The 23,284-nt window shown below is 61.7% G+C and carries 27 protein-coding genes; 18 read left to right on the top strand and 9 right to left on the bottom strand.

Annotated elements, in window-relative coordinates:
• Positions 1-240 precede the first annotated feature (240 nt).
• The 5 genes from O987_RS21445 to O987_RS21420 all read left to right on the top strand — a co-directional run bounded on the left by O987_RS21445 (position 241) and on the right by O987_RS21420 (position 5,545).
• Entirely contained in the window at positions 241-693 is a 453-nt protein-coding gene (locus tag O987_RS21445; protein ID WP_131326196.1) for a hypothetical protein, read from the top strand.
• A gap of 87 nt (positions 694-780) precedes the next feature.
• The gene (locus tag O987_RS21440; protein WP_080731576.1) at positions 781-1,749 is read left to right on the top strand and encodes a Bug family tripartite tricarboxylate transporter substrate binding protein; all 969 of its coding nucleotides are present in this window, start codon (positions 781-783) and stop codon (positions 1,747-1,749) included.
• Positions 1,750-1,858: 109 nt separating this feature from the next.
• Positions 1,859-2,821, top strand: coding sequence for a porin (locus tag O987_RS21435; protein WP_043374650.1), 963 nt, complete (start codon positions 1,859-1,861; stop codon positions 2,819-2,821).
• Between the two features lie 744 nt (positions 2,822-3,565).
• Entirely contained in the window at positions 3,566-4,966 is a 1,401-nt protein-coding gene (locus O987_RS21425) for an aromatic ring-hydroxylating dioxygenase subunit alpha (protein ID WP_034379792.1), read from the top strand.
• Positions 4,967-5,008: 42 nt separating this feature from the next.
• On the top strand, positions 5,009-5,545 hold the full coding sequence (locus O987_RS21420; protein ID WP_122974431.1) for a 3-phenylpropionate/cinnamic acid dioxygenase subunit beta: 537 nt from the start codon (positions 5,009-5,011) through the stop codon (positions 5,543-5,545).
• Positions 5,546-5,559: 14 nt separating this feature from the next.
• On the opposite strand, the gene O987_RS21415 is transcribed toward O987_RS21420, so the two are convergent.
• Positions 5,560-6,300 carry a DUF2889 domain-containing protein gene (locus O987_RS21415; protein ID WP_034379728.1) on the bottom strand — a complete coding sequence of 247 codons (741 nt, stop codon included), beginning with the start codon at positions 6,298-6,300 and terminating at the stop codon, positions 5,560-5,562.
• Positions 6,301-6,391: 91 nt separating this feature from the next.
• On the opposite strand from O987_RS21415, the gene O987_RS21410 reads away from it, so the two are divergent.
• Positions 6,392-7,234 (top strand): SDR family NAD(P)-dependent oxidoreductase, encoded by an 843-nt coding sequence (locus O987_RS21410; RefSeq protein ID WP_229227510.1) that lies wholly within the window; start codon positions 6,392-6,394, stop codon positions 7,232-7,234.
• 142 nt (positions 7,235-7,376) lie between these two features.
• Here the strand turns inward: O987_RS21410 and O987_RS21405 are convergent, their stop codons facing one another.
• Complete coding sequence (locus O987_RS21405) at positions 7,377-7,748, bottom strand: hypothetical protein (protein ID WP_187427971.1); 372 nt, start codon at positions 7,746-7,748, stop codon at positions 7,377-7,379.
• A gap of 276 nt (positions 7,749-8,024) precedes the next feature.
• Between O987_RS21405 and O987_RS21400 the strand changes: the two genes are divergently transcribed.
• Positions 8,025-8,804, top strand: coding sequence for a TetR/AcrR family transcriptional regulator (locus O987_RS21400; RefSeq protein ID WP_200879572.1), 780 nt, complete (start codon positions 8,025-8,027; stop codon positions 8,802-8,804).
• 218 nt (positions 8,805-9,022) lie between these two features.
• On the opposite strand, the gene O987_RS29120 is transcribed toward O987_RS21400, so the two are convergent.
• A complete protein-coding gene (locus tag O987_RS29120; RefSeq protein ID WP_158407685.1) occupies positions 9,023-9,172 on the bottom strand; it encodes a hypothetical protein in 150 nt (49 codons plus the stop codon).
• Positions 9,173-9,592: 420 nt separating this feature from the next.
• On the opposite strand from O987_RS29120, the gene O987_RS21395 reads away from it, so the two are divergent.
• The 11 genes from O987_RS21395 to O987_RS21350 all read left to right on the top strand — a co-directional run bounded on the left by O987_RS21395 (position 9,593) and on the right by O987_RS21350 (position 17,783).
• Complete coding sequence (locus O987_RS21395; protein WP_034379725.1) at positions 9,593-10,669, top strand: amidohydrolase family protein; 1,077 nt, start codon at positions 9,593-9,595, stop codon at positions 10,667-10,669.
• Entirely contained in the window at positions 10,666-11,235 is a 570-nt protein-coding gene (locus tag O987_RS21390) for a fumarylacetoacetate hydrolase family protein (protein WP_268746930.1), read from the top strand. Before O987_RS21395 ends, O987_RS21390 begins: the two co-directional genes overlap by 4 nt.
• On the top strand, positions 11,165-11,512 hold the full coding sequence (locus O987_RS29710) for a fumarylacetoacetate hydrolase family protein (protein ID WP_268746929.1): 348 nt from the start codon (positions 11,165-11,167) through the stop codon (positions 11,510-11,512). Before O987_RS21390 ends, O987_RS29710 begins: the two co-directional genes overlap by 71 nt.
• Positions 11,513-11,533: 21 nt before the next feature.
• The gene (locus O987_RS21385) at positions 11,534-12,439 is read left to right on the top strand and encodes a 3-hydroxyacyl-CoA dehydrogenase (protein ID WP_034379723.1); all 906 of its coding nucleotides are present in this window, start codon (positions 11,534-11,536) and stop codon (positions 12,437-12,439) included.
• Complete coding sequence (locus O987_RS21380) at positions 12,436-13,611, top strand: thiolase family protein (protein WP_034379722.1); 1,176 nt, start codon at positions 12,436-12,438, stop codon at positions 13,609-13,611. The genes O987_RS21385 and O987_RS21380 overlap by 4 nt, the downstream gene beginning before the upstream one ends.
• A gap of 2 nt (positions 13,612-13,613) precedes the next feature.
• Positions 13,614-14,141, top strand: coding sequence for a carboxymuconolactone decarboxylase family protein (locus O987_RS21375; RefSeq protein WP_187427972.1), 528 nt, complete (start codon positions 13,614-13,616; stop codon positions 14,139-14,141).
• Positions 14,138-14,686, top strand: coding sequence for a glutathione peroxidase (locus O987_RS21370; RefSeq protein ID WP_034379720.1), 549 nt, complete (start codon positions 14,138-14,140; stop codon positions 14,684-14,686). The genes O987_RS21375 and O987_RS21370 overlap by 4 nt, the downstream gene beginning before the upstream one ends.
• 4 nt (positions 14,687-14,690) lie before the next feature.
• A complete protein-coding gene (locus tag O987_RS21365; protein ID WP_051962240.1) occupies positions 14,691-15,869 on the top strand; it encodes an MFS transporter in 1,179 nt (392 codons plus the stop codon).
• Positions 15,870-15,934: 65 nt separating this feature from the next.
• Positions 15,935-16,516, top strand: coding sequence for a glutathione S-transferase family protein (locus O987_RS21360; RefSeq protein WP_080731574.1), 582 nt, complete (start codon positions 15,935-15,937; stop codon positions 16,514-16,516).
• A gap of 60 nt (positions 16,517-16,576) precedes the next feature.
• Positions 16,577-17,353, top strand: coding sequence for an SDR family oxidoreductase (locus tag O987_RS21355; RefSeq protein WP_051962239.1), 777 nt, complete (start codon positions 16,577-16,579; stop codon positions 17,351-17,353).
• Position 17,354: 1 nt separating this feature from the next.
• Entirely contained in the window at positions 17,355-17,783 is a 429-nt protein-coding gene (locus O987_RS21350) for a dihydroneopterin aldolase (RefSeq protein ID WP_034379716.1), read from the top strand.
• On the opposite strand, the gene O987_RS21345 is transcribed toward O987_RS21350, so the two are convergent.
• From O987_RS21345 to O987_RS21320, 6 genes are all read right to left on the bottom strand, one after another.
• Entirely contained in the window at positions 17,777-18,994 is a 1,218-nt protein-coding gene (locus tag O987_RS21345; RefSeq protein ID WP_255439729.1) for an MFS transporter, read from the bottom strand. The genes O987_RS21350 and O987_RS21345 overlap by 7 nt on opposite strands.
• 55 nt (positions 18,995-19,049) lie before the next feature.
• Entirely contained in the window at positions 19,050-19,886 is an 837-nt protein-coding gene (locus O987_RS21340; protein ID WP_051962237.1) for an SDR family NAD(P)-dependent oxidoreductase, read from the bottom strand.
• Positions 19,883-20,308 (bottom strand): nuclear transport factor 2 family protein, encoded by a 426-nt coding sequence (locus O987_RS21335; protein ID WP_187427973.1) that lies wholly within the window; start codon positions 20,306-20,308, stop codon positions 19,883-19,885. The genes O987_RS21340 and O987_RS21335 overlap by 4 nt, the downstream gene beginning before the upstream one ends.
• Positions 20,309-20,566: 258 nt before the next feature.
• A complete protein-coding gene (locus O987_RS21330) occupies positions 20,567-20,917 on the bottom strand; it encodes a nuclear transport factor 2 family protein (protein WP_043374645.1) in 351 nt (116 codons plus the stop codon).
• 15 nt (positions 20,918-20,932) lie between these two features.
• On the bottom strand, positions 20,933-21,964 hold the full coding sequence (locus tag O987_RS21325) for a hypothetical protein (RefSeq protein WP_034379712.1): 1,032 nt from the start codon (positions 21,962-21,964) through the stop codon (positions 20,933-20,935).
• 20 nt (positions 21,965-21,984) lie between these two features.
• Positions 21,985-23,274 carry a cytochrome P450 gene (locus tag O987_RS21320; protein WP_034379710.1) on the bottom strand — a complete coding sequence of 430 codons (1,290 nt, stop codon included), beginning with the start codon at positions 23,272-23,274 and terminating at the stop codon, positions 21,985-21,987.
• Between the last annotated feature and the right edge of the window lie 10 nt (positions 23,275-23,284).

Below are 23,284 nucleotides of genomic sequence, written 5' to 3'. Positions count from 1 at the left end.
GCACAAGAAGACGATGAGCAAGGAGCAGCCCTCACTCACCAAGGCGCGTGTGGCGATCTAAGGCGGAATGATTTTTGCCAGGTGGAGCATCGACGGCCCCTCGTTCGAGGAGTGCCTGAGCGATGCAAAGTTCTACTACGACACCATGTGGTGCCGTACCACCAGTGGCATGGAAGTCTTGGGTCCGTCGCAGCGCTTTATCTTCAAGGCCAGTTGGAAAACTGCGGCCGAGCAGGGCGCATGCGATGGCTATTACATGCTGATCCTGCACCGTCGGTCAGGAGGAAGCCCAATGCCGAGGAGGACGGGGCCAACCTGACGCCGGAAATGTATCGCGTTGAAGTCCGGATTGACCACGGCCATAAGCAGGACTCGGCGATCTTCCATAGCTGTTTCATGACCAAGGGCTTTGGCAGCTTCTTCAGTGCAGACGGGCTGGTCATTACTGCCATAGATGGCGAAGCGCGCCGCAAGGCTCGCGGGCTGCTGCAGCCGGTCTTCTCGATCGATACGGCACTGCCGTTGTGCGCCGCAATCGAACACCAGAGCTGCGATGAGTTCATCTTGCCCTGGTACCCGAAAAGCGCGCCCACGCTGCCCCCGTCACAGGTCGAAGTCCGGCAGGTCGGCGCGTGTTGCGTGGGGCCTCTGTCGTCGAATGAGATAAGTGAATTTGTGAGACAAAAAATGTAAGAGTGTTCGTGATTTAGCTGGGGTTGGTGGAGGAATGTGTATCTAAAATAAGAATTTTATTCTGTTATTAGAATCTAAGGGGACACAATGAAGTCAATGCGTATGTTTGCAACTTGCCTCTGGGCCGCCGCCGTGGCCTGTCTGGCCGCACCCGCTGCTGCCGGATATCCCGAGAAGCTGATCACATTCGTCACGCCGTTCACGGCTGGCGCCGCGCCCGATGTGTTGGTGCGCGCGCTCGCTGCCGAGATTGCGGCAGCGACGGGCGCCAGGGCCATTGTCGAGAACAGGCCGGGTGCGAGTTCGATGCTGGCGGCCCAGTCCGTGGCTAAGGCCGTGCCGGACGGCTATACCGTACTGGTGACTGGTAACGTCGCCTTCACCGGTAATCCGCACGTGTTCAAGAAGCTGCCCTATGACCCGGTGGCCGATTTCACTCCCGTAAACACCGTGGCAAAGGGGCCGATGTTCCTTTACGTTAACCAGCGCAAGATGCCAGTGGACAGCATCGGCGGCTTCATCGACCTCGTGCGCCAGAACCCGGGCAAATTCTCGTTCGCCTATACCAGCATAACGAGCCGGCTGCCGGCCGAGGTACTGCGCAAGTCAGCCGGACTGGACATCGTCGGCGTGCCCTACCGCAGCGGCAATGCCGCGATACCGGACCTTGTCAGTGGCGAGGTCGACATGCTATTTACCGACCTGTCGGGCATGCCGTTTGTGAAATCCGGCAAGCTTCGTCCGATCGGCGTGACCGATACCACGCGCAGCCCGTTCGCGCCCGAACTGGCCACGTTCGAGGAGGCCGGCGTGCAGCGCATGAACATCGGCTTCTGGCTCGGCGTGTTCTTGCCCGCCAAGGCGCCGCCCGCGGTGGTGGACCGCCTGAACGCGCTTCTGATGCGCGCCGCAGCCAGCCCAGCCTCCAAGGCTGCCAACGATCAGCTCGGGACCGTGCCTTCCGTGCTGCCGGCTGGCCAGTTCGGCCGCTTTGTCGCACAGGAAAGCCGACTCTGGGGGCAGATTGTCCATGACGCCGGCATCCCGGCGGAATAGGGCTGCTGAGGCGCCGCCGTCCGCGCACGCACATCCGTGCACCTTTTATCCGCGACGCAGGCCCGCCGGGCCTGGATGAGCCCTGCCTGCGCATCTTTGGAGTAACCCTGTGCAGTACAAGAATTTGCTGTCCGCCGTGGCAGCCACCTGTTCCGTCGGCATTGCCGCGGCCCAGTCCTCGGTCACCGTGTTCGGCAAGCTCGATTCCGGCTACGTCAACAAGATCGGCAGCAAGATGGCCAGAGGCGACAACGGCATGGGCGAGGGCGCCCAGAGCCGCATTGGCTTTCGCGGCACTGAGGATCTGGGCAGCGGGCTGTCGGCCTTCTTCTGGCTCGAGCACCGGCTGCGCTCCAACACCGGCGAGTCCACCGCCGTGCGGTTCTGGCAGGGGCAGTCCATCGTGGGGCTGAAGGGCCGCTGGGGCAGTGTGTCGTTCGGCCGGGACTATGTCGCCGGCTATGTCGAGGTGCAGATGACGCCTGACCCGTTCATCCATACCGGCGTGTCGTCAATGGTGGCGTTCAGCAACGGCAACATTGGCACCGTGCGCAACGACGGTGCCGTCACCTACAAGCTCGACGTTGGCACCTTCGGCCTGCAGGCGCAGGTCGCGAACGCGAATAGTCCAAATTCTACGATCCTTCCCGCGCCGATGACGGTCAAGCGGCCCAAAGGGTTGAGCCTGACCTACCGTGCCGGCCCGGTGTATTTGGGCTACGCCTACGAAGACCCGGGAGGACGGCACGACCATTGGCACTTCGCCACTGCGCGGACCGAGGTTGGGGCGGTCACGCTGGCCGGTGGATATGGCCGCGGACGCACGGATGCGCTGGAAAAGCGCCGCAGCTGGATCGTCGGCGCCCACCTGTCAACGTCCTCAGGTCGGCTGAAGCTGGTGTACGGAGATCTGGAGAACACCAGCGGGCACCAGAAGATCAGCCGCAAGTACGCTGTGGGCTACAACCACCACCTGTCCAAGCGTAGCTTCCTGTACGTCAACGTCGCCCGCGACACCGAGGCTTGGGCGGATAAGACCGGCATGGACATCGGCCTGCAACACAATTTTTAAACAGACTGCGGTGCGCTGCCATCGATGGACAGCCGCCGCGTTAGCTGTAGCCATGCCGTGGTGACCGAGCAGCGACCGGCCTCCGCGCAGTAGCGCGGCTCCGCAGGCAATGATGCCCATGATGCTTATGTAGTAGATCACCATACAGTGCGCAATTCCGACGGCGGCAGCAACTGGGCCGGCATGGTAAGCGTGTTGACGCCGCTGAGCCAAGCTACGCCCAGCAGCGCCACTGCGGACAGCAGAAATTTGTACTACGAAATTCTGCCCGAGGATGCGTAGGTGGTGCTCGGCCCTGGTTCGGTGGGGCGGGGTGCCGACGAGATGGTGAAGCTGAGCGGAGAGAACGACGCTATGGCGCTGATGCAGGTTGTGGGCGAGAGCTTCGAAGTAGTGCTCGACTTCGTGCGCGGCGCGCCGATGATCGCGACCTTGAAGGCCGCGCGCGTGCCTTTACTATCGGCACGGGGGGACATGAAGTCACGCTCGATATCGCCCACCTGCCATTCCGCACATTCAGTTGCATGGGGGCGGGACGTCACTTGTCCACCGATCGTCAGGTCAACTGGCGCCGGTTCCTGCGGATGGGGCAGGAGCATCGGGCTGAGTGGCATGCGTAAATCTGGTGTTAACCCTGGTTTGCGACTGTATTTGGGTAATTGGAATGGGCTTTATATGTACATAATTTGATAAGTTGTTTATATTTAATTTCAACAGCTGCCAGAACAGATGAAGGAGACGCGCATGCTAAGCCCTACCCCACTCACACTTTCCGATGGAACCAAAGTCATTGACCTAGTCAATGTGAACACACGGGAGGTGCAGATGCGCGCGCTCTCGGATCCAGAACTCTACGAGCTGGAGATGGAGCGGATCTTCGGCAAGGTCTGGGTCTTCCTTGGCCATGAGTCCGAAATTCCCAATTCGGGTGATTTCATCACTCGTGACATGGGATCCGACTCGGTGCTGGTTACCCGAGACAAGTCGGGCGAAGTCCATGTTCTGCTCAACCTGTGCACACACCGGGGCATGCGGGTTTCGACATTGGATGCTGGCAACACGCAGATCCACACCTGCATCTACCATGGCTGGGCTTTCCGTCCTAACGGTGCCTTTCTCGGCGCGCCGGTCGAAAAGGAGACGATGCACGGCAAGATGATGAGTAAGGAGCAACTGGGGCTGAAAAAGGCCCGGGTCACCTTGTATGGAGGGCTGATCTTTGCAACCTGGAACATAGATGGCCCATCGTTCGAGGAATTCCTTGGCGATGCCAAGTGGTACTACGACATCCTTTTCAAGCGCACCGACAAAGGTATGGAAGTGCTCGGGCCGCCGCAGCGCTTCACCGTGCGTGCTAACTGGAAGGCCGCAGGGGAGCAGTCTGCCGCCGACGGCTACCATACGCTGACCCTGCACCGCTGGCTTGGCGAAGTCGGCAACTATTCAAAGAAGGGCGAAGGGGAAGGCAGCGGTGGCGACCTGAGTCCAGAGATGTACGGGGTAGAAGTCAGTTCACCACATGGGCACGCGTTGCGATGCATCGACCTGGGCCGAAAAATTCGTCGCATGACAGGGCTTGATCCCGACGTGCTGAGCGTGGACGAAAAGCTCAATGCACTCCCGCCAGCGGGCATGACGAAAGAGATGGTCGAACAACTCAAGCGCAATCTCACTCCGGAACAACTGCAGGTGCAAACCAGTATGCCACCCCAGGTCGGCGGCATTTTCCCGAACGTGTTGTTCGGCTTTGTTTACATCCCGCAGGCCGATGGCTCCGTGGTGGGCTCGATGACTATGCATGCCTACGTGCCTAAGGGGCCCGATAAGTTGGAGTTCGTGAACTGGATTTTCACGGAAAAGGACGCCCCGCAGGAACTGCGCGACAAAATGCTCAGGCAAACGATCCAGTTGTTTGGCACGTCGGGCATGGTGGAGCAGGATGATTCCGACACCTGGCCGCATATGACCCTGGCCTCCAAAGGCGCACAGGGCAAGAAGATGACCCTGAAGTACCAGGCTGTCTATGAAACCGGGGCGCCCAAAGGCTGGCCTGGCCCCGGCATCGTCAATGAAGGCTTCACCAAGGACGACACGCAGTGGCACTGGTGGTTGTACTGGCGCCAACTCATGGGCGACGCTGTCTGACTCTTCTTTACAACTCGTTACCATTCAATATCGGAGAATCCCATGAGTGAAGCCCAAGGCGCCCTGGTGCCAATCGGATCGCCGGTTTACAACCAGATCCTTCAGTTCTTGTACGTCGAGGCGCGTTTGCTCGACGAAATCCGCCTCAAGGAATGGGGCGCCCTGCTAGCGCAAGACCTAATCTACTCCGCTCCCTTGAGGGAAACGAGGCCGGTCAATCAGCAGGCGGCATCGATAGTGCGCACCATGCAGCACTACCACGATGATTGGCGTTCTGTGATGGGGCGCATCGTGCGCCTGACCGGCACTAAGAGCGCCTGGGCGGAGGACCCGCCATCGCGCACACGGCGGCTTGTGACTAATGTCCTCGTCGAGGAGACGGACAAGCCCCATGAATACAGTGTGCGCAGCTATCTGCTGGTGACGCGTAGCCGGTTCAACTTCGATGAGTATGACCTCATCAGCGCGGAGCGCAGGGACGTTCTGCGGGCCGATGGCGAGGGGTTCAAGTTGGTCAAGCGCGAAATTCTGCTGGATCAGGCAGTGCTGGGTACGCCGAATCTTGCCATCTTCCTTTGACCCTCTTACTTACTTTAAGTCTTGAATGCGAGCCACTCTTGGTCATCGCGGCATAGCTGGCCTGATTGCCACGTGAAGTCCCAGGTAGAACCAACTTGGCGTAAAGCCAGAGAGGCTCTTCCTGGCTGCTGCGCGTAGCAGGCCCCGGTCGCTCTGGCATGGCGCTGTGCATCAAGTGGCTGATTTTTTCCCATGGAAATCACTGCGCATCGCCGCAACACCAGTGCAGCTTCAGCCATGTCTTCGGTCAGGTGGGTAAATGCCCAGCGCGCCATACCCTGGCGCAATCCGATCCCTTCATAGGGGAGGGGGCCTATGATGTCCAGGTCCTGAATATCCCAGGTCAGCAGCCGGATGCCGTCACGGTCAAGGGTCGCGCGTGTGCGCCCTTCGACTCTCAATGGCACTTCTATGTCATAGCTGCGTTGAGGCAGGGCGCGGGACGCGGCGGCCGCAGCCAAGCCGCTGAGCTCCAGCATATGGGTGCATTGCTCGCTGGAGTCGACTTGGCGCATCACGGTGTGGGCGCTTGTTGCAGGGGGTGTTCCGACCAGCAGTTGGAGTTGGACCGCTGCCGAAGGGCACAGGCTGTAAGGGTGACGAGGTGCGTCGCCACGCACGGAGGCGATAAGCCCATCCTGAACAACAAGTTCGACCCGGAAATGATGAAAATCATCCTCCAGTGCGGCCCGGCAGCGAAAGCCGGCTCCCACGGGTTCGGTTTTGATCAGAATGCGGCGTCGGAATACAGGCATGGGGACTTTCTTTATGGGACTCCACCGTCGGCTGGCAACGCGTGGAGCTCGATCTTTTCGGCTGACATTAAGTTCTTTAAAGTGTACGATAATGAACGATAAAAAGAATTTTGTTCAAAATAAAAGGAATTCAATGGGCTTGCTGAAAGACAAGGTGGCGCTGATCACCGGAGCCGGCGGTGGTATCGGACGCGGCATTGCACGCTGCTATGCGCGAGAAGGCGCTGCAGTATTGATTGCCGAACTTGATCCCGTGACCGGCGCCGAGGCCGAGGCCGAACTCCGGCAGATGGGCGCACGCGCCTTGTTCGTGCCTACCGATGTGCTCCGCAAGGAAAGCGTGGAAGCCGCCATTCAGGCTACTGCGGACAGCTTTGGCGGGCTCGACATTCTCATCAACAATGCCTTCGTCCCATCCGAGAACGTGTTGCTGGAGCACAAGACGGATGCGATGCTGGAGCGTACGCTGACGTCGACGGTCTGGGCATCCTGGTGGGCCATGCGCGCTGCCTTGCCGCATATGCGTGCGCGCGGCGGTGGGTGCATCATCAATTTCACGTCGATCGACGTGGATATCGGTGCCTGGCAGCATGCCGACTACAACACGGGAAAATCCGGTGTCGTCGGACTGACGCGCAGCGCGGCGGCCGAATGGGGCCGGTTTAACATCACTTGCAACGCCATTGCGCCGACAGCCATGGGAGCGACATTCCATAAACTGGCCGCTGAAATCCCCGGTTTCGCTGAGCGCTCGGCAGCCGCTCGGCCAATGGGGCGTTCTGGTGATCCGGAACTGGATATCGGACCCGTGGCCGTCTTTCTGGGCTCGGAGATGGCACGGTTCGTGACAGGAATCACCATGCACGTGGATGGTGGGCTGCATTTGCCGGGCTACAACTCGCGCCCGGCCCATGTGCCAGTGCGCGAATATTGAGGGGCCAGGAGGCTGGCTTCAGCGCTTAGTGACCTGCATACCGTTGGTTTCCTGATCCCACGTGGCCGGAGTGCAACCTTGGTCGGGCAGTTCATACTTCAGAACCCGCCTCTGGGGGGCATGGGAAGGCTGTCGCGGAATTCTATGTAGCGCGGCAGAGCGCAATATGGGACGGCGCGTCGATGGCCCAACGGAAGAGATCTTCGGGCGCCAGCGCCATGCCGTGGCGTAGCATGGCAGTCATCTTAACGTCGTCTTCCCCTCTTGTTGGACGGGACGGCGTGCGCGGCGACTTCGGCCAGGGCGGGGTGGCGAGCGAAGGCGGCCTCATCTCGAAGCTGGAAATGTTTTCGTCGCGTCTGTGCAGGAAATCTTTCCTGCGGTCAACGAAATAGAAGAAGCCTTGCTCGTCGAACTTGCCAATATCCCCCGTTTGCAGCCAGAGGTTGCGCATGATCTTCAGCGTGTCTTTCGGCCTGCCTTTGAGGCCGTACCGCCGCGATGCGTTCTGCATACGCGGCCTGGCAGACCACGAGCGCTGCACTGGAATCGGCAATCTGATGTTTGACTACCGCGCATTCGAGCGCTGCAATGATCATATTTGATTGACCGGGGGGTCACGTGTCGGGATTGCGGATTCTGGCCATGTAAAACTCTCCACGCCACACCGAATAATGCAAGAAATTTCATATGGAGATTTAGATTCTAAATGTAGATTTTTTATCGAGCGTGCGCGTAAACCCTTGGTCGCCTCTCCGCCAGCCGGATCTCTCACTGAACCTCAGAAAGCATGGAAATGACCCTCAAAAGAAAGAACAAACAAGTCGCAGTCGCACAGGAAACCGTTGGCAAGCCCCGTCGTAGGGCCGTGGATCGTGGCGTTGCAGCGCCTGTTGTGACGCGACCCCCCGAGACTCTCTCCGTGGTGGAGAAGAAGAGTCAGGTGGTTGCAGAGACGGGGGCGGTTGGCGTGCGCCGCGGGCGTAGCAATCGACGGTCCGAACAAACGATCGCGAACATCCTAATGGTCACCGAGAACATCGTGCTGCAATCTGGCGCTGAGCGGATCTCAATACTCGATGTCTGCCGAGAGGCTGGTATTGCTCGGGGAACGTTTTATCGCTATTTCGCGTCTCAGGATGAACTGCTGGATGCGTTTGCTCGTCATAAACGCGAGCAATTCCATATTTCGCTGGCAGAGGCCGTCCTGCCCTACCAAGATCCCGATGAGCGTTTCGCTGCGCTGATTCGCTATCTGGATCACTACCTGGAGCACGGCCGTGCGCGTCGGCTACTGGTCGCTGCACCAGAATATGCCTTCGGCTTCTTTCGTCGCATCTTCCACGATTCAGTGGTCAGGTTTCAGGATGTTCTGGGGATTGTTTTTGATAGCTGGGAGATGCGTTTTGGCATCAAGCTGGACCGAGAGCTTGTCTGTGAGCTTGTGATTCGTTATGTGCTCAGCGAACTGTTGGTGCCGGGCGATGCTGATCGCAAGACGCTGCCCCGGCGCATTGGACGGATGGTGGAATCCTTGGCTACGGGCGCGCCACCCCGCGCAAGACGGTGATTCGACCTGCGGCAGTGGCACTTGCCTGTCCTGGCGCGCGGGGCGGGCGCTTTTTATTGCAATGCGTGTGAACAATTGCCTCATCGGTATCTCGGGGGAGTGATTGAGTAGGGGGCTTGGTGAGCGGAAAAGGCTTTGTAGACCTCTGACCAGTCGGTGTTGACCAGGTGACGGCGAGTTGTCGGGAGAATGGCGCTTTCCTTCAAGGACATTTGCTCCTAGGCCGCACCGCTGAGGCGCGGGCCGGCGGCGGTGAATGTGACTGTGGCGTCTTCTGCATCTTCATCCACGTGCCGGGCCAGGGCGGTGGACAAGGCATCGATCAAGGTGTTTTCCAGCACATGCTTCTGTTCGAGTTTGTCCAGCACCGCGTTGTGCTCGCTCGTGCATAGCCTGAGCAAGCGAAAGGCGAATGCCTCTTCTTTGGGGTTGTGCAGTGTCGTCGGACATTAGCGCAGGTAGCCGATCATTTGCCACATCAGTGCCGCGTTGAGCATCGTGCCTTCGACACGCTGACGGTCTTCATTCCCAGAGGGGTGTTTTCCAAGGCGACGAGCAGATGTTTGTACACAAAGATCCCTATGCAAGACCGTCTTTAGGGGGTCAATCGCGGCTATGTCGCTACCTCAGTGCTTGCGATAACTTGAACAGAATTTCATTTTGTGATTAATATTGCGTTGATGCAGTGCAAGCGCATGCCGGATTTTCGACGGTTGTCACTGCTTCAATAGCACGCGAACGACATCTGCACGGGCCTTGAGGCCGTGCTTGAACCTGAAAGAATCACTATGCTGATCGACCTCCACGCCCATGCCCCGCTACCGGGGTACTACAACCAGCATCCGTTTTGGGGGCCGTTCTTTGAACGCCACCCGGATGGCGACGTCAAGCTTCGCGTTGGCCACTGGGTGCTGCGCCTGGGTTCGCCCGAACGCAAGGCCGCAGTCCGCGCTGGAAAAGGGCCGAGCGTCGAGGAATACATGGCCCGCTGGGCGGATCCGAAGAGCCGCCTCAATGGCATGGATGCCGCGGGGCAGAATGCGCAGGTGCTGTCGGTGCCTTCGCACTGCTACATGTACTGGGCCGATCCCGAGTTCTCGGTGCGCTTCGCCACCAAGGTCAACGACATCCTGGCCGACTACTGCTCGGCAGCGCCGGATCGCCTGATGTTCTGGGCTCATGCGCCGCTGAATGCGCCGCACGATGCGGCGAAGGAAATCCGCCGCGCCTGTACCGAGCTCGGCGCCAAGGGACTGGTCGCTGGCGGGGCGAACTTCGGCGGGCTGGAGGCGGATTCTCCGCAGCTTGATGTCGTCTGGAAAACGATGTGCGACCTCGATCTGCCGATCTTCATCCACGGCTACAACCAGTCGGTCACCTGGGGCATGCAGGCCGATCATGACCAGTACGAAACCACGGCCATCGTCGGCATGAACTACGACGAAACGCGCTTTTTCTGGTACCTGATCAATGGCGGCGTTCTGGATCGCTTCCCAAACCTCAAGGTCTACATCACCCATGGTGGCGGGTATATCCCGTACCAGCTCGGTCGCCTGGCTCAAACCAACCGCAATCTCGACGTCGCGTTCAACAAGAAGCCGGTCGAGGAGTATCTGAAGAACTTCTGGTTCGACGTGGAACTGCACGAGGTACCAATGCGCCAGGCGCTGGTCGACATCATCGGTGCCGATCGCGTTCTGTATGGCAGCAACTTCGGCGGCAGCGATGCCGTTCGCCACGATCTGACCGATGGCCTGCGGCTGTCGGACGACGATCTGCAGAAGATTCGCTGGAAGAATGCGTGCGAGCTGCTGCACCTGGATCCGGCCAAGCTGGGCAAGCCCGCAGTGAAGGCTGCCGCATGAAGTTCGCACGCTGCTCCGATGGCGGGGCGCCGTTTTGGGCGCTGGTGGATACCGAGCGCGGCGAGCTGCGCCCGATTGAGGGTGGAGTTCCTGATTGGGGGCCGGCAATCACGCGCGGAGAAGGGGCTTCCGCACTGCGGTTCAGCGGCGCGGCGCGGGCTATCGATTCGGTGAGGCTTTTGCCTCCGGTCGAAAAAACCAACCGGGTGGTGGTGGCTGGGGCCAACTATGCCAAACATCTTGCGGCCGACTTCGGCATCAAGAGCCATAACCAGCCCATTGCCTTCTTGAAGGCCTACGGCGCGCTCATCGGGGCCCACGATGCATTGCGCTATCCGCCCTTGACCCAGGAGCTGGACCACGAGGTGGAACTCGTGGCGGTGATCGGCGACGTGGTTAACCGCGGTGATCCGATCTCCAGCGTGCTGGGCTACACCGTGGGCAACGACGTGAGCTCACGCGATCTGCAGCGCAGTGGCCCCCCCCGGTGTCGGAATGGATCTGTTTGCGGCCAAGAGCGGCGACCAGACCACGGGCCTCGGCCCCTGGATCGTGACGCGCGATGAATTTGCGCACGAGGGCAAGCTGTCGCTGCGTCTGCTGCTGCGCGTGAATGGGGAAATTCGCCAGGACGGCGACACGGCCGAGATGACCTGGGATGTCGCGGAGCTGGTGAAGTTCGTGGACGAGCGTTCGCGCTTCGAGAGCGGCGATGTCATGTTCACAGGCTCACCGGCTGGCACGGGGCAGGGTTCTGGCAAGTTTCTCAAGCCCGGTGATGTGGTGGAAGCCGAGATTCCGGGCATCGGTCTGCTGCGCAACATCGTCACGGTGGCCCAATAAGCAATCAGGGAGAGACAGTACATGAGCATTACGCAAAACAAAGTGGTCGTCGTCGGCGGCGGCCTGATGGGAACCGGCATCGCCCATGCCTTCGCCAGTTCCGGTTTCACCACCGTGCTGGTGGATAGCAACGAGGCCGCGGCCGCCAAGGCTCTCGCCGCCGTGGCCAAGATCTTGGACGACGGTGTTCGCCTAGGCAAGCTCGACGCGGCAGTGGCCGAGGCAGCGAAATCCAGGCTCACGACGCAAGCCGATCTCGCTGCCGCATCCGCGGGGGCCGCACTGCTGGTCGAGACCGTCACCGAGAACATCGCGGTGAAGAAGCAGGTGGTGTCCACGGCCGCGGCCCACATGCTGCCCGACGCCATCATCGCCACGAACACCTCCGCACTGAGCGTGACCGAGATTGCCACGGCCGTGCTCCAGCCTGAACGGGTGGTGGGCATGCACTTCTTCAACCCGGTGCACAAGATGAAGTTGGTCGAGCTGGTGCGCGGCATCGCCACCAGCGACGAGACCGTGGCAAAGACCCGTGAATACAGCGACGCGCTGGGCAAGATATCGATCACCGTCAACGAATCCCCAGGCCTGACCACCAGCCGAATGTCGGCCATGCTGGGCAACGAAGCGATGTGGATGCTGCAGGAGGGCGTGGCCACTGCCGAGGATATCGACACCGCGCTGCGCATGGGCTTCAACCATCCGATGGGCCCCCTGGAACTGGGTGACCTGACCGGATGGGATACCCGGCTGTCGGTGCTGCGTTACCTGCATTCGACACTGGGCGACAAGTTCCGTCCCTGTCCTCTGATCATCAAGATGGTGGCCTCCGGCCGCCATGGGCGCAAGACAGGTGCGGGGGTGTACCAGTACGACGTAAAAGGCCAGCGCATACCTGGCTCCGGTCTGAAAGCGAGCGTGCTGTGAGCCGCCCGGATGTAGTGATCGTCGGCGCGGTTCGCACGCCCGTCGGGAAATTCAAAGGCAGCCTGGCGTCCGTGCGCGCCGATCACCTGGGTGCCATCGTCCTGGACGAGCTCATCACCCGTTCGGGGCTTGAGCCAGAATTGGTGGATGACGTCATCTTCGGCTGCGTCACCCAGGTCGGCGAGCAGTCGGCCAATATCGCGCGCACGGCACTGCTGGGGGCCGGCTGGCCCTGCACGATTCCCGGCTTGACGATCGATCGTAAATGCGGCTCGGGGGAGGAGGCCGTTCACGTGGCTGTGGGCCTGATTGCTTTCGGGTCGGCCGAGGTGGTCGTGGCGGGCGGTGCCGAGAACATGAGCCGGGTGCCCATGGGCAGCAACCGAAGCATCCATGGGGAAGCCTTTGGCTGGATGGTCGCTGAGCGCTATGAAATGACGAGCCAGGGTGAAGCGGCCGAGCGCCTGTGCGACCAATGGGAGTTGAGCCGCGACGACCTCGATGCGTTTGCTGCGGAAAGCCATCGGCGCGCTTGCGCGGCTGCCTCGGCCGGTCATTTCGAGAGAGAAATCGTGCCGGTGCCGGTGATGCAGGTGCGCGAGAAGAGCGTGGAGGGCGAGGCGCACTTGTTCTGCGTGGACGAAACGATCCGCCCCGGTACAGCCGTCGAAAAGCTGGCGACCCTCAAAACCAGCTTCCGAACGGATGGGCGCCTGACTGCCGGGAACTCCTCGCAGATATCCGATGGGGCGGCGGGTCTACTGCTAATGTCCTCTGCCAAGGCCCGGTCGCTGGGCCTTAAGCCCCGCGCGCGCATTCTCGCTATGACCACGGTGGGTTCCGATCCCACTCTGATGCTGACCGGGCCGATCGCAGCCACTCGCAAAGTGCTGGCGCAGGCAGGACTCACCTTGGACGACATCGACCTCTTCGAGATCAACGAGGCGTTTGCTTCGGTTCCACTGGTCTGGATGAAAGAGCTGGGCGTGTCTTCCGAGCGTTTGAACGTCAATGGCGGTGCCATCGCGCTGGGGCATCCCTTGGGGGCGAGCGGAGCGCGCATCATGACGACGATGCTGCACGAACTGGAGCGCCGAGGCGGACGTTACGCGCTGCAGGCGATCTGCTGCGCCGGCGGCATGGGTACTGCCACCCTTATCGAGCGGCTGTGACCATGGCGCGCCTGCCGCTGGTGCCGCTGGCCGATTTTCCTGAGCCGCTGGATCAGGCCGTGCGGCGGGGCGTCGAGACACGCATGCTCAGTTCCACCGTGCCGGTGCAGGTCTGGGCCCACCGGCCACAGGCCGCGCTGGCATGGCTGGCGCTGCTGGACCAGTTCCACAACCATGGCGTGCTGGACGGGCGGCTGCGGGAACTGGTGCGGCTGCGCATCGCCAGCATCACCCAATGCCAAGCCTGCCAATTGGCACGCAAAAGCGATCGTGTGGACGCGCAGGACCTTGAGGCCCTGAACTGCCAACGGATCGATAGCGACCACTTCGCGCCTGCCGAGCGCGCCGCGTTGGCATATGCCGAGCTGTTCGCGACCGATGCGCATGCCGTTGGAGAAGGGCACTTCGTTGCGCTGGCAGAGCATTTTTCGACCGCTGAGACCGTTGAACTGCAGATGTTCTGCGCTTTGATGCTGGCGGGCGGGCGCATGACCTTGGTCCAACAAGCCTATCAGGAGGTATCACCTTGAGCACATCGATCTTCGACATTCCCCTTCAGACCCTGAATGGCTCCGATACGAGCCTCGCTCCCTTCAAGGGACAGGTGATGCTGGTCGTCAACGTGGCGTCCCAATGCGGGCTGACGCCGCAGTATTCCGGCCTGCAGTCCCTATATGACCGCTTTCGTGACCGTGGCCTGCACGTGCTGGGATTTCCCTGTAACGATTTCGCGGGCCAGGAGCCGGGAAGCGAGGACGAGATCCGTGACTTCTGCGACACCAACTACCGCGTGAGCTTTCCGCTTTTTGCCAAGTTGCGGATCAACAGTGAGCCCAGGCACCCGCTCTATGCCGCTCTTATCGCTGCGCAGCCACATGCTGTGGCGTCCGGCGACCCGCGGCTGCGCGACACATTGTCCAAGCATCAACTGCTGCCCACGGCAGAGGCCGACGTAATGTGGAATTTCGAGAAATTCCTGATTGGCCGTGACGGCGCCGTGGTAGTCCGCTTCGCTCCCGACATCGCCCCCGAAGATGCTCGACTGATCGCGGCTGTCGAGGATGCCCTTGGTTGATCCCATGGCACGCAGAGGGAGTTCCAGTTTCGGATGGACGCTGCTGACGCTGGTCGCTGCGCAGGTCGGATTGCATGGCTGCCTCAATGGCATGCGCATGACCGTCCCTCTGCTGGCAGTGAGCGAAGCGCAGGGGCCGGCCGTGATCGGGTTGCTGATGGCTCTGTTTGCCGCCTTCCCCTTTGTGCTTGCCATTCCTGCAGGGCGTCTGGTGGATCGCCGGGGGTACCACCTGGGCACGCGCATCGGTGCCTTGCTGGCGTTGGCGGGGGCCGCTCTTGCCGCTTCAGCGTCCCATGCCTGGGCTCTGGGAAGTGCTGCAGCCCTGGTGGGGGCGGGCTCCGCTGTAGGCATGATCTCACTGCAGCGCACGGCAGGCCGGCTGGCCCAGGGCGAGGCGGAACGCCTGCGGATCTTCAGTTGGGTGGCACTCGCGCCGTCTATCGCAACTTTCATTGGACCAGTCCTGGCGGGCATGTTGATCGACCATGTGAGCTACCGCGCGGCTTTCGTCGGACTGGCGCTGCTGCCTCTCGGGACGCTGCTCGCCACCACACGGGTCCCAGCCGAGGCGCCTCGGGCGCCTGCGAGACGGACTGAGGCTCCCCCGAAAGCTTGGAATCTGCTGGGTGATCGCGATCTTCGGCGGCTGTTCTTTATCAATTGGCTGATTGCCGTCTGTTGGGATGCCCACGCTTTTGCCTTGCCGATTCTGGGCCATGAGCGGGGCTTGAGCGCATCGGCTATCGGCACTGTACTGGCCAGCTACGCCGTTACCTCAGCGGTCGTGCGGCTGGTGATCCCCCTTCTGGCGGAGCGCCTCCAACCCCGGTGGGTGATGACCGGTGCGCTGGCCTTGACGGCATCGGTTTTCCTGCTCTATCCCTGGTTGGACAGCGTGTGGGCCATGGCGGCCTGCGCCGGCACCATAGGCCTGGGATTGGGGGCCATCCAGCCCGCGGTCATGTCCAGCCTGCACACCTTTGCACCGCCGGAGCGTCAGGGAGAGGCTCTTGGGCTGCGGTCCACCGTCATCCATTTCTCCACATTGGTCATGCCTTTGGGTTTTGGCGCCGCCGGCGCCGCGCTGGGTGTCGCCCCGGTGTTCTGGATGACCGGTGCGGCGCTCTCTGTAGGTGCCTGGGCGGCTTTCGGGTTGCCGGCCCAGGCCAGGCACCACTGAAAAAAGGGCGATGACGCTGTCTTGTTCAGGCGCCGATCACTTTACCTATCTCGCTACAAGGACACATGATGCTGAAGCTTTACCACGCACCAGGCTCCAATTCGGCGCGCATTCTGTGGCTGCTGGAGGAGTTGGGCACGGAGCGGGAGGTTGTGGTGGTGAAATACCCCCGCAACGATGGCAGCGAAGCTGATCCGCGCAATCCGCATCCGCATGGGTTCACGCCCGCGCTGGAGCACGATGGCCATTTGGTGTCCGAGACGGCAGCCATTGCGCTTTACCTGACCGATCTACATCCCGAGGCCGAAGTGGGTGTGCCGGGGGGGCATGCATTGCGCGGAGCCTATCTCACCTGGCTCTTCTATCAGGTGGGGTTGACTGAGCCCCTGGTCTACATGGAGGGGAAGGGCCTGCTGGCGCAGGATCCCGCGATGTGCGGCCTGAATCAATCCATGATGCAGCACATCCGGCACACGCTGGCGCGCGGCCCCTACCTGCTCGGCCAGCGTTTCACCGCTGCGGACATCCTGTTCATGAGCTTGTTCGAGACGGCACGTCCCCTTCTGGGCGGCTGCCCGATCATCGACGCCTATCTGGTTCGTGCTGATCGCCCAGCGCGGCGCCGGGCCTTGGCGCTGGATTGCTGAGCTGCGGTACGGCGGCCTGCCGCTTTTCTATCTGGTATTTTTTGTCGAGAGCCTGAACCGATGCCCCGTTCTGTTGTGCTTGTTACCGGCGGTGCTCGCCGCATTGGACGCGTGATCGCGCTTGATCTGGCTGCGGCTGGATGGAACGTGGCGATCACCTACCGGCACTCGTCGGAAGAAGCGCAGGACACGCTCGGGGAACTGCGCCGCGGCGAAGGACAAGCGGAAGCACTCTACGCCGACTTGAGCGATGAGGCCGGTTGCCAAGCGCTGGTGCCAGAGGTGGTGAGACGGTTCGGCCGCATCGATGCTGTGGTGAACAATGCATCCGTTTTTGAGTACGACAACGCTGAGACCTGCGGATTGGCGGCGATGGAACTGCACTGGAAGGCCAACACCGCGCCCGCCATCTTACTGGCGCAGGCCTTGTACCAGCATCTGCAGAATACCGGGAGGACAGGGTGTGTGGTGAATCTGCTCGATCAGAAGCTGTGGAACCCAAACCCTGACTATTTTTCCTACACCCTATCCAAGGCGGCGTTGGAAGCCGCCACAAAGATGTTGGCCATGGCGATGGCGCCGCGCCTGCGCGTAGGAGGAGTGGCCCCGGGGCTTGCCCTGCTGTCTGGACCGATGAGCGAGCAGGAGTTCGAGTTGGGCCGGCGGCTCAATCCATTGGGGCGAAGCTCCTCGCCGGAGGATATCGCCGACGCGGTGCGTTTCCTGCTGACGTTTCCGGCTTCGACTGGCTCCACCATCCTTGTCGACGGAGGCCAGCATCTGACTCGCCAGCCGCGCGACGTGATGTTCCTGGCGCGCGAGATGGGAGTCCGATGAAATGTCCGATGCCTTTCTGACTCCTGCATTGGCGCGGTGTCGCCGCCTTTTCCTGCGCAACCATGTGGTGGACATCAACATTGGAGCGCATGCCTTCGAGCAGGGGCATCCGCAGCGTGTGCGCATCAATGTGGATCTGTACGTTCCCCTGGTGTGCAGTACTCCGGTGGATGACGATCTGAGGGAGGTGGTGGATTACGATTTCGTGCGTGAAGTGGTTCGGGAGCGCGTGAGCCGCGGGCATATCCAGTTGCAGGAGACGCTGGCGGATGATCTGCTGCGCACGCTGCTCGCCCATCCTCAGGTACTTGCAGCTCGCGTCTCGACCGAGAAACCCGATGTTTACCCCGACTGCGAGGCGGTCGGCGTGGAAGTATTTGGATTCAAGGATGGCGTGTCCGCCGACGCCCTTGTTCCCCGGCCTCACTGATGGGCAGGTTCGTCCAAGCTGGCGCCACGGGTCCACAGCAGTAGGAGCAGGCTGGCGACCGCTGAGACCGCCAGGGATGCACCTACCGAGGTGTGTTCTGCGACGACGCCCCAAAAGATAGCCCCTGTTGCGCTGCCGCCCATGATGCTCATCTGATAGATCGCCATGCCCCTGGCGCGCAAGGCGGCCGGCAAAGCCAATTGCGCGCACATGGTGAGTGTGTTGGCCACACACAGCCAGACCGCGCCCGACAGGGCGAGTGCTGGCGCGAGGGTCCACGCGCTGGGCGCCCAGACAGCGCCCAGGGTTGCCAGTGTGTGTAGCCACACGCCCGCATCGACGATCCGGTTGCGCGCTGCCAGGGCGGGGAGGCGGGGGAGAGCCATGGCGGCGAGCACGGCCCCCGCGCCCATGGCGGCCAGCAGGGCGGTGTAGGTGGTTTCGTTGGCGCCGATGTCCTTGGCGACCAGAGGCAACAAGGCAACCAGCGCCACGGCCTGGGCGAAGAACACGAAAGCGCGGAACAGCACCGCCCGCAGTATGGGAGAGGTTCGGGCATGGCCCACGCCGTCGCGTATGGCCTGAAGCAAGCGAGTGCGTTCGGCGGGGGGCGCGTGAGGGGCAATGGGCGCGCGCCAGATCAGCACGCCGGCCAATATGGACAGTACGGCGTTGAGCGCGAACACCATCGCCGTTCCCTGCCAGGCCAGGACGATGCCCGCGACGACCGGACCCAGTACTCGTGTCAGATTGATGGCCAAGGCATTGAGGGTCAAGGCCGAGGCCAGCAGGTGCCGCTCCACCAGATCCGGCACCAGGGCCGAAAACACCGGGAACCGGAACGCCAGTCCGGCACCGTTGAGCAGGCACAGCAGCAGGAGCGTTCGCGGGGCCAGGGCATCGGTGGCCGCCAGGATCGCGAGCACGGCCGCCACTACGGCGATCCAGGCTTGCGCCACGGCCAGAAAGCGCCGGCGATTGAGCAGGTCGGCCAGAGCACCGCTGGCCAAGCCCAGCACAAACAGCGGCAGGGTGCCGGCCGTCTGCACCCAGGCCACCCATGCAGGACTATCGGTGAGCTGGGCCATGCGCCATGCGGCAGTCACCTCGTGCATCCACATGGTCATGTTGCCGGACAGCCAAGCCAACCACAAGTATCGAAAGCCGGCTCCTCGGAAAGGTGCGAGCAGCGAATCGGGAGCGTGTGGCATCAGGCCGGGGCAGCCACGGTCCTGTGCAGGACGCAACGTGAGAGTTTCATGCGGTTCAGAGGGACTTCGGCTTGCGAGCCATGTCGACGAGATCGGCCATGGTTGGGTTGTGGGCCAGCATCCCGCCGTCGGCGATGTACGTCTGCCCGTTGATGTAGCGCGCCTCGCCCGAAGCCAGGAAGCACACCAGCGCGGCGATATCCTCGGGCTCGCCGAACTCAGGCACCAGCAGGTGGCGCTGCATCACGTCGATCACGCTTGCTGCCGCGCCCCGCGTGCCAGGCGTCAGCACTAGGCCAGGTGCGACGGCATTGCAGCGCACGCCCTGGGCGCCGTGGTGCGTGGCAATCTGGCGGGTCAGTCCGATGATGGCCGCCTTCGACACGCTGTAGGCCATGCGCGTGATGTCGCCCGCGAAACCGCCGGTCGACGCGGTGTTCACGATCGCCCCGCCGCCTTGGGCAATCATCGTCGGCAATGCATACTTGCAGCCAGCCAGGTAGCCGCGCAAGTTCACGGCCATGATCTGATCCCAGACCTCGAACTCGATGTCGATGGCATTCCTGTCTTTGGCGTGAATGGCCGGAGAACTCAGTGCAGCGTTGTTGTGCAGCACATCCAGGCGCCCGAACCGGTGAATCGTGTCCTGGATGAGCCGCTCGATGCTGCGCACGTCCGCAGCGTCGAACACCTGTGCATTGGCCTGGGAGCCCAGCTCCGAGGCCAGTGCCGCGGCCCGTTCGGCGTTGACGTCGGCCACGACTACGGTGGCGCCTTCGGCGACGAGGCGACGACAGGTGGCTTCGCCGATGCCGGAAGCACCGCCCGTGACGATGGCGACCTGGTCCTTGAAGCGGCCTTCATGCGGGCCGGGGAGCGACGGCTTGGTCATGGTGTGTCCTGTGGTTGCGTGGGGGCGAAGCCGCGGAACTGCTCCAGGCTCACGCTGGCGTCCTGCGGAGGCTTGAGGAAGTAGCGTACTTGGAGGCTGCCAGGGCCGAACCGGTAGGTCTCTATGCTTTCGATCACCTGGTTCGTGCCAACGATGCAATTGCGGTGGTGCACGGCGGCCTCGCAGCCATTGATGATGGTGCTGACGACTTCCAGCCGAAATTGGTGGTTGTGCTTGTCGTACATCTCTTCGATGACGAGCCAGCCGTCGGCCTGCTCCGTCCGACCTACGTATTCGATGTCCAGCAGGTCGGGAGCCGCCTCGCGGTACAGCGCTAGCAGGCCGGCCTTGTCGTGGTTGTTCCAGCAGCGAACCTGGCCGCTCATGAAGCGCTCGATCTGTTCTGAAGGGATCTGATGCATGGTGGTTTGTCTCTGTGGTGGCGGGACTCATGTCGGCAACCCATGGAAACAGGATGGGGCCGCAATGAGTTTCGGGATCTGCAGTTTCGGCAGAGTGTTTTCGCTACAGGCTCAGCGGGTAACCGTCACGCGCAGCCAACGGTCTGCCTCGCACGGGCTCAAGTACCGGCTTTGGAGTTGCTCGTTCAGCGATGGTGGCAGAGCTGCGGAGCGCGTTTGCCAATGCTTTCGGTCGGGCGCAGGGCATCTTTTGCTGCTTCACGGCTGGTGAATGAAATAGCGTACGGTCAGTCGGCCATTGTCGAAGTGGTACAGCTCAATGGTCTCGATGGCCAGCGAATTGCCTCGCACCTTGTTCCTGTTGTGGCATGCGACCTCGCTCCCATTGATGATCAGTGCCACTTCTTCGATCTCGATCTTGGAGTTTTGCTGTGCCCACATGCCCTCCAGGATCGTCCAGCCCTCGGCCGCAGGACCTCGACCGACATACTCGATCTGCAGGCCCTCGGGCGCTACCGAACGGTAGGCCGCGAAGAAGCCTTCCTTGTCGCCGGCGTTCCACGCTCGCACCTGGGCGTGCAGGAAGTGTTCGATGGTGGTTTTGTCCATGTCAGGGTCTCCAGTTCAGATTTCGGTGCCACGGACGTTGCGTGCCGTGCCATTGCGCTTGTCGCTTTCGCCCCAGGCCATCCAGCGGTCGGGCTCGCGCGTATCGCCCACCCGGCGCCAGCGCCCTTCCTGCTGGGCCGTGACGGGAAAGCCGCCTACGAAGTCGAGCATCCGGCCTTTGGGATCGGGCAGGAACTCCCACTCCTCCTTGCCTTCCAGCACGATGCGCGCGTCCTCGGCAAACCAGCCGTCCTTTTCGTGGCGCACCTTGCCTTCGATATCCGTGGTGCAGCGAACTTCGCCTTTTTCGTTCTGGACAATGGCGTAGCCCAGCTTGTCGTGGCCGACCAGAAAAGAGCCGACATCCCAGGTGCCGTCCTTGTAGATCGTGGCAAAGTTCCACCAGATGACGTGCATCTTGTTGTTGACCACCAAGTCCTTGTGCATGTGGATGGAGCCGCCTTCGGCCATCCAGGCCTGGTCTAGCGAGATCATGCCCTTGACGCTTCTGCCTTCGCAGGTGCCCTGCACGTCGTAGATCTGTGCGACGTAGAAGGTACCCCAATCCACCCCAGGCAGGTACCACTGCATGCCATTGCCGATGAGCCGGCCGGTAAGGTCGAACAAACCCTCTTCCTGCCAACTGAACCCGGTGCCGGAGGCGGTCAGCCGCCAAGGTTGCCCGGGATCCTCCGGATGGCTGGACCACCAGGCAGTGTCGCCGTCGAGTCCGCGTGCGGGAAACATGGTGAGTGCCCTCGGGGCGATCTTTTCCTTGTCGATGCGGATGTTCTGGCCGTCCAGACGGGTGCTCTGGAAGATGAACTTGGTGGGGTTGGGCGTGCTGCCCGGCGCATTGAGGGCGCGCACCACCGAGTAAATGTGGCCCTCATCGTCGCGCACACTGCCAAAGGGCATGTGCTTGGTGAGTTTGAGACCGAAGTGGTCACGCAGGTCGGCCAGCTTGGCGCCGCTGACCTTTTGCGGGCTGACCAAGCATTGGTAGCCGAAGTCGGCGCGTGCGGGAACCGTGTCGAAGTTTCGCATGATCGGATGGCTCTTTGTGATCAATCCCAGATGACGTGCACGTTTTTGGCGCCGCGCAGGTGAGCGCCTTCGATGAGCGGTGCGGGTTGCTCGGGGTCAAGCCGAACGTTGGGCATGAGGTCCAGAATCCCGTTGATCGCACAGTTCAATTCGAGCTTGGCCACGAACTGGCCAATGCACATGTGCGGGCCGAAGCCAAAGCCGAACGACGGCTTCTGGCGGCGATCAATGTCGAACACGTCGGGATTCTCGAAGGCGCTTTCGTCACGGTTGGCCGATGCGACCATGCACTGGACGAAGGAGCCTTTGGGGATCGTCACGTCACCGATCTGTACGTCTGCGGAGGTCTCGCGAACCTTGAACGTGGAGGAGGGCTCGAAACGCACGGCTTCGTCGATCAGCTTGGGCACCAGATTGCGGTCGTTGCGCACGCGGTCCAGCAGGCCGGGAATGGTCAGCAGGAACGTCATCGCCGCACTGAAGGTTCGCGTGGTGGTCTCGCCGGCAGCGGGCAGCAGCGAGCGGGCGAAGGTCGCGACCTCGTGATCGTCGAGCTTGTGGCCCTCGTATTCGGCGTTCATCAGGCGGGTGATCAGGTCATCGCCCGTGGCACCCTCGGCGCGGCGCCGCTTGACCTGCTCCATGAGTGCGTCGTACAGGCTCTTGACCGCAATGGCGGCGATCCGGCGACCTTCCTCGGCCTTGGCCTTGTCAAGCTGGTTCGCCGCCAGCATCGACAGTGCCCAGACCGCGTATTGGTTGTACTGGTCGGGGTTGTCTTCCGGAAAGCCCACGAGGGCATACATGGCACGCACCGGAAAGTTCAAGCCCATTTCCATGAGGTCGGCTTTCTTGTTGGGCAGCAAAGGCGTGATGAAATCCTCACGCACGACCCGATCGATCTTCGGGCGCCACTTGTTGACGTTCTCGGGCATGAAGGCCGGCTGCAGCAGGGCGCGCACCTTGCGGTGGGCCTCGCCGTCCATGCCCAGGATCATCAGACCGTCCCACACCTTGCCCATGCCTTCGAGGATGAATCCGCTGGTGAATGTATTGGCGTCCTTGAGCACGTTCATCACGTCCTGGTACTGGAACACTGCATAGGTCGGCCGGGTCTGCAGCCCGGCATTGGTCGGAACCCCGAGGAACTTGGCGATGAAGTCGCCTTCATAGACGCGCGTGGTCTTGCGCATCTCGCGGCAAGCGGCATAGAGGTCGTCCGTCTTGCCGCGGTAGAGGTCGGACACGCTGGCATAGGCCGCTTCGAGCTTCTGGGCGTTCTCGGTGGTGGTTTTGGGCGTGGTATTCATGGAGCGTCTC

This window comes from Comamonas testosteroni TK102 (assembly GCF_000739375.1).
In the GTDB taxonomy this organism is placed as follows: domain Bacteria; phylum Pseudomonadota; class Gammaproteobacteria; order Burkholderiales; family Burkholderiaceae_C; genus Comamonas; species Comamonas brasiliensis.
Note: the sequence above shows the minus strand (reverse complement) of the source record. Positions and strands in the feature narration are given on the sequence as shown.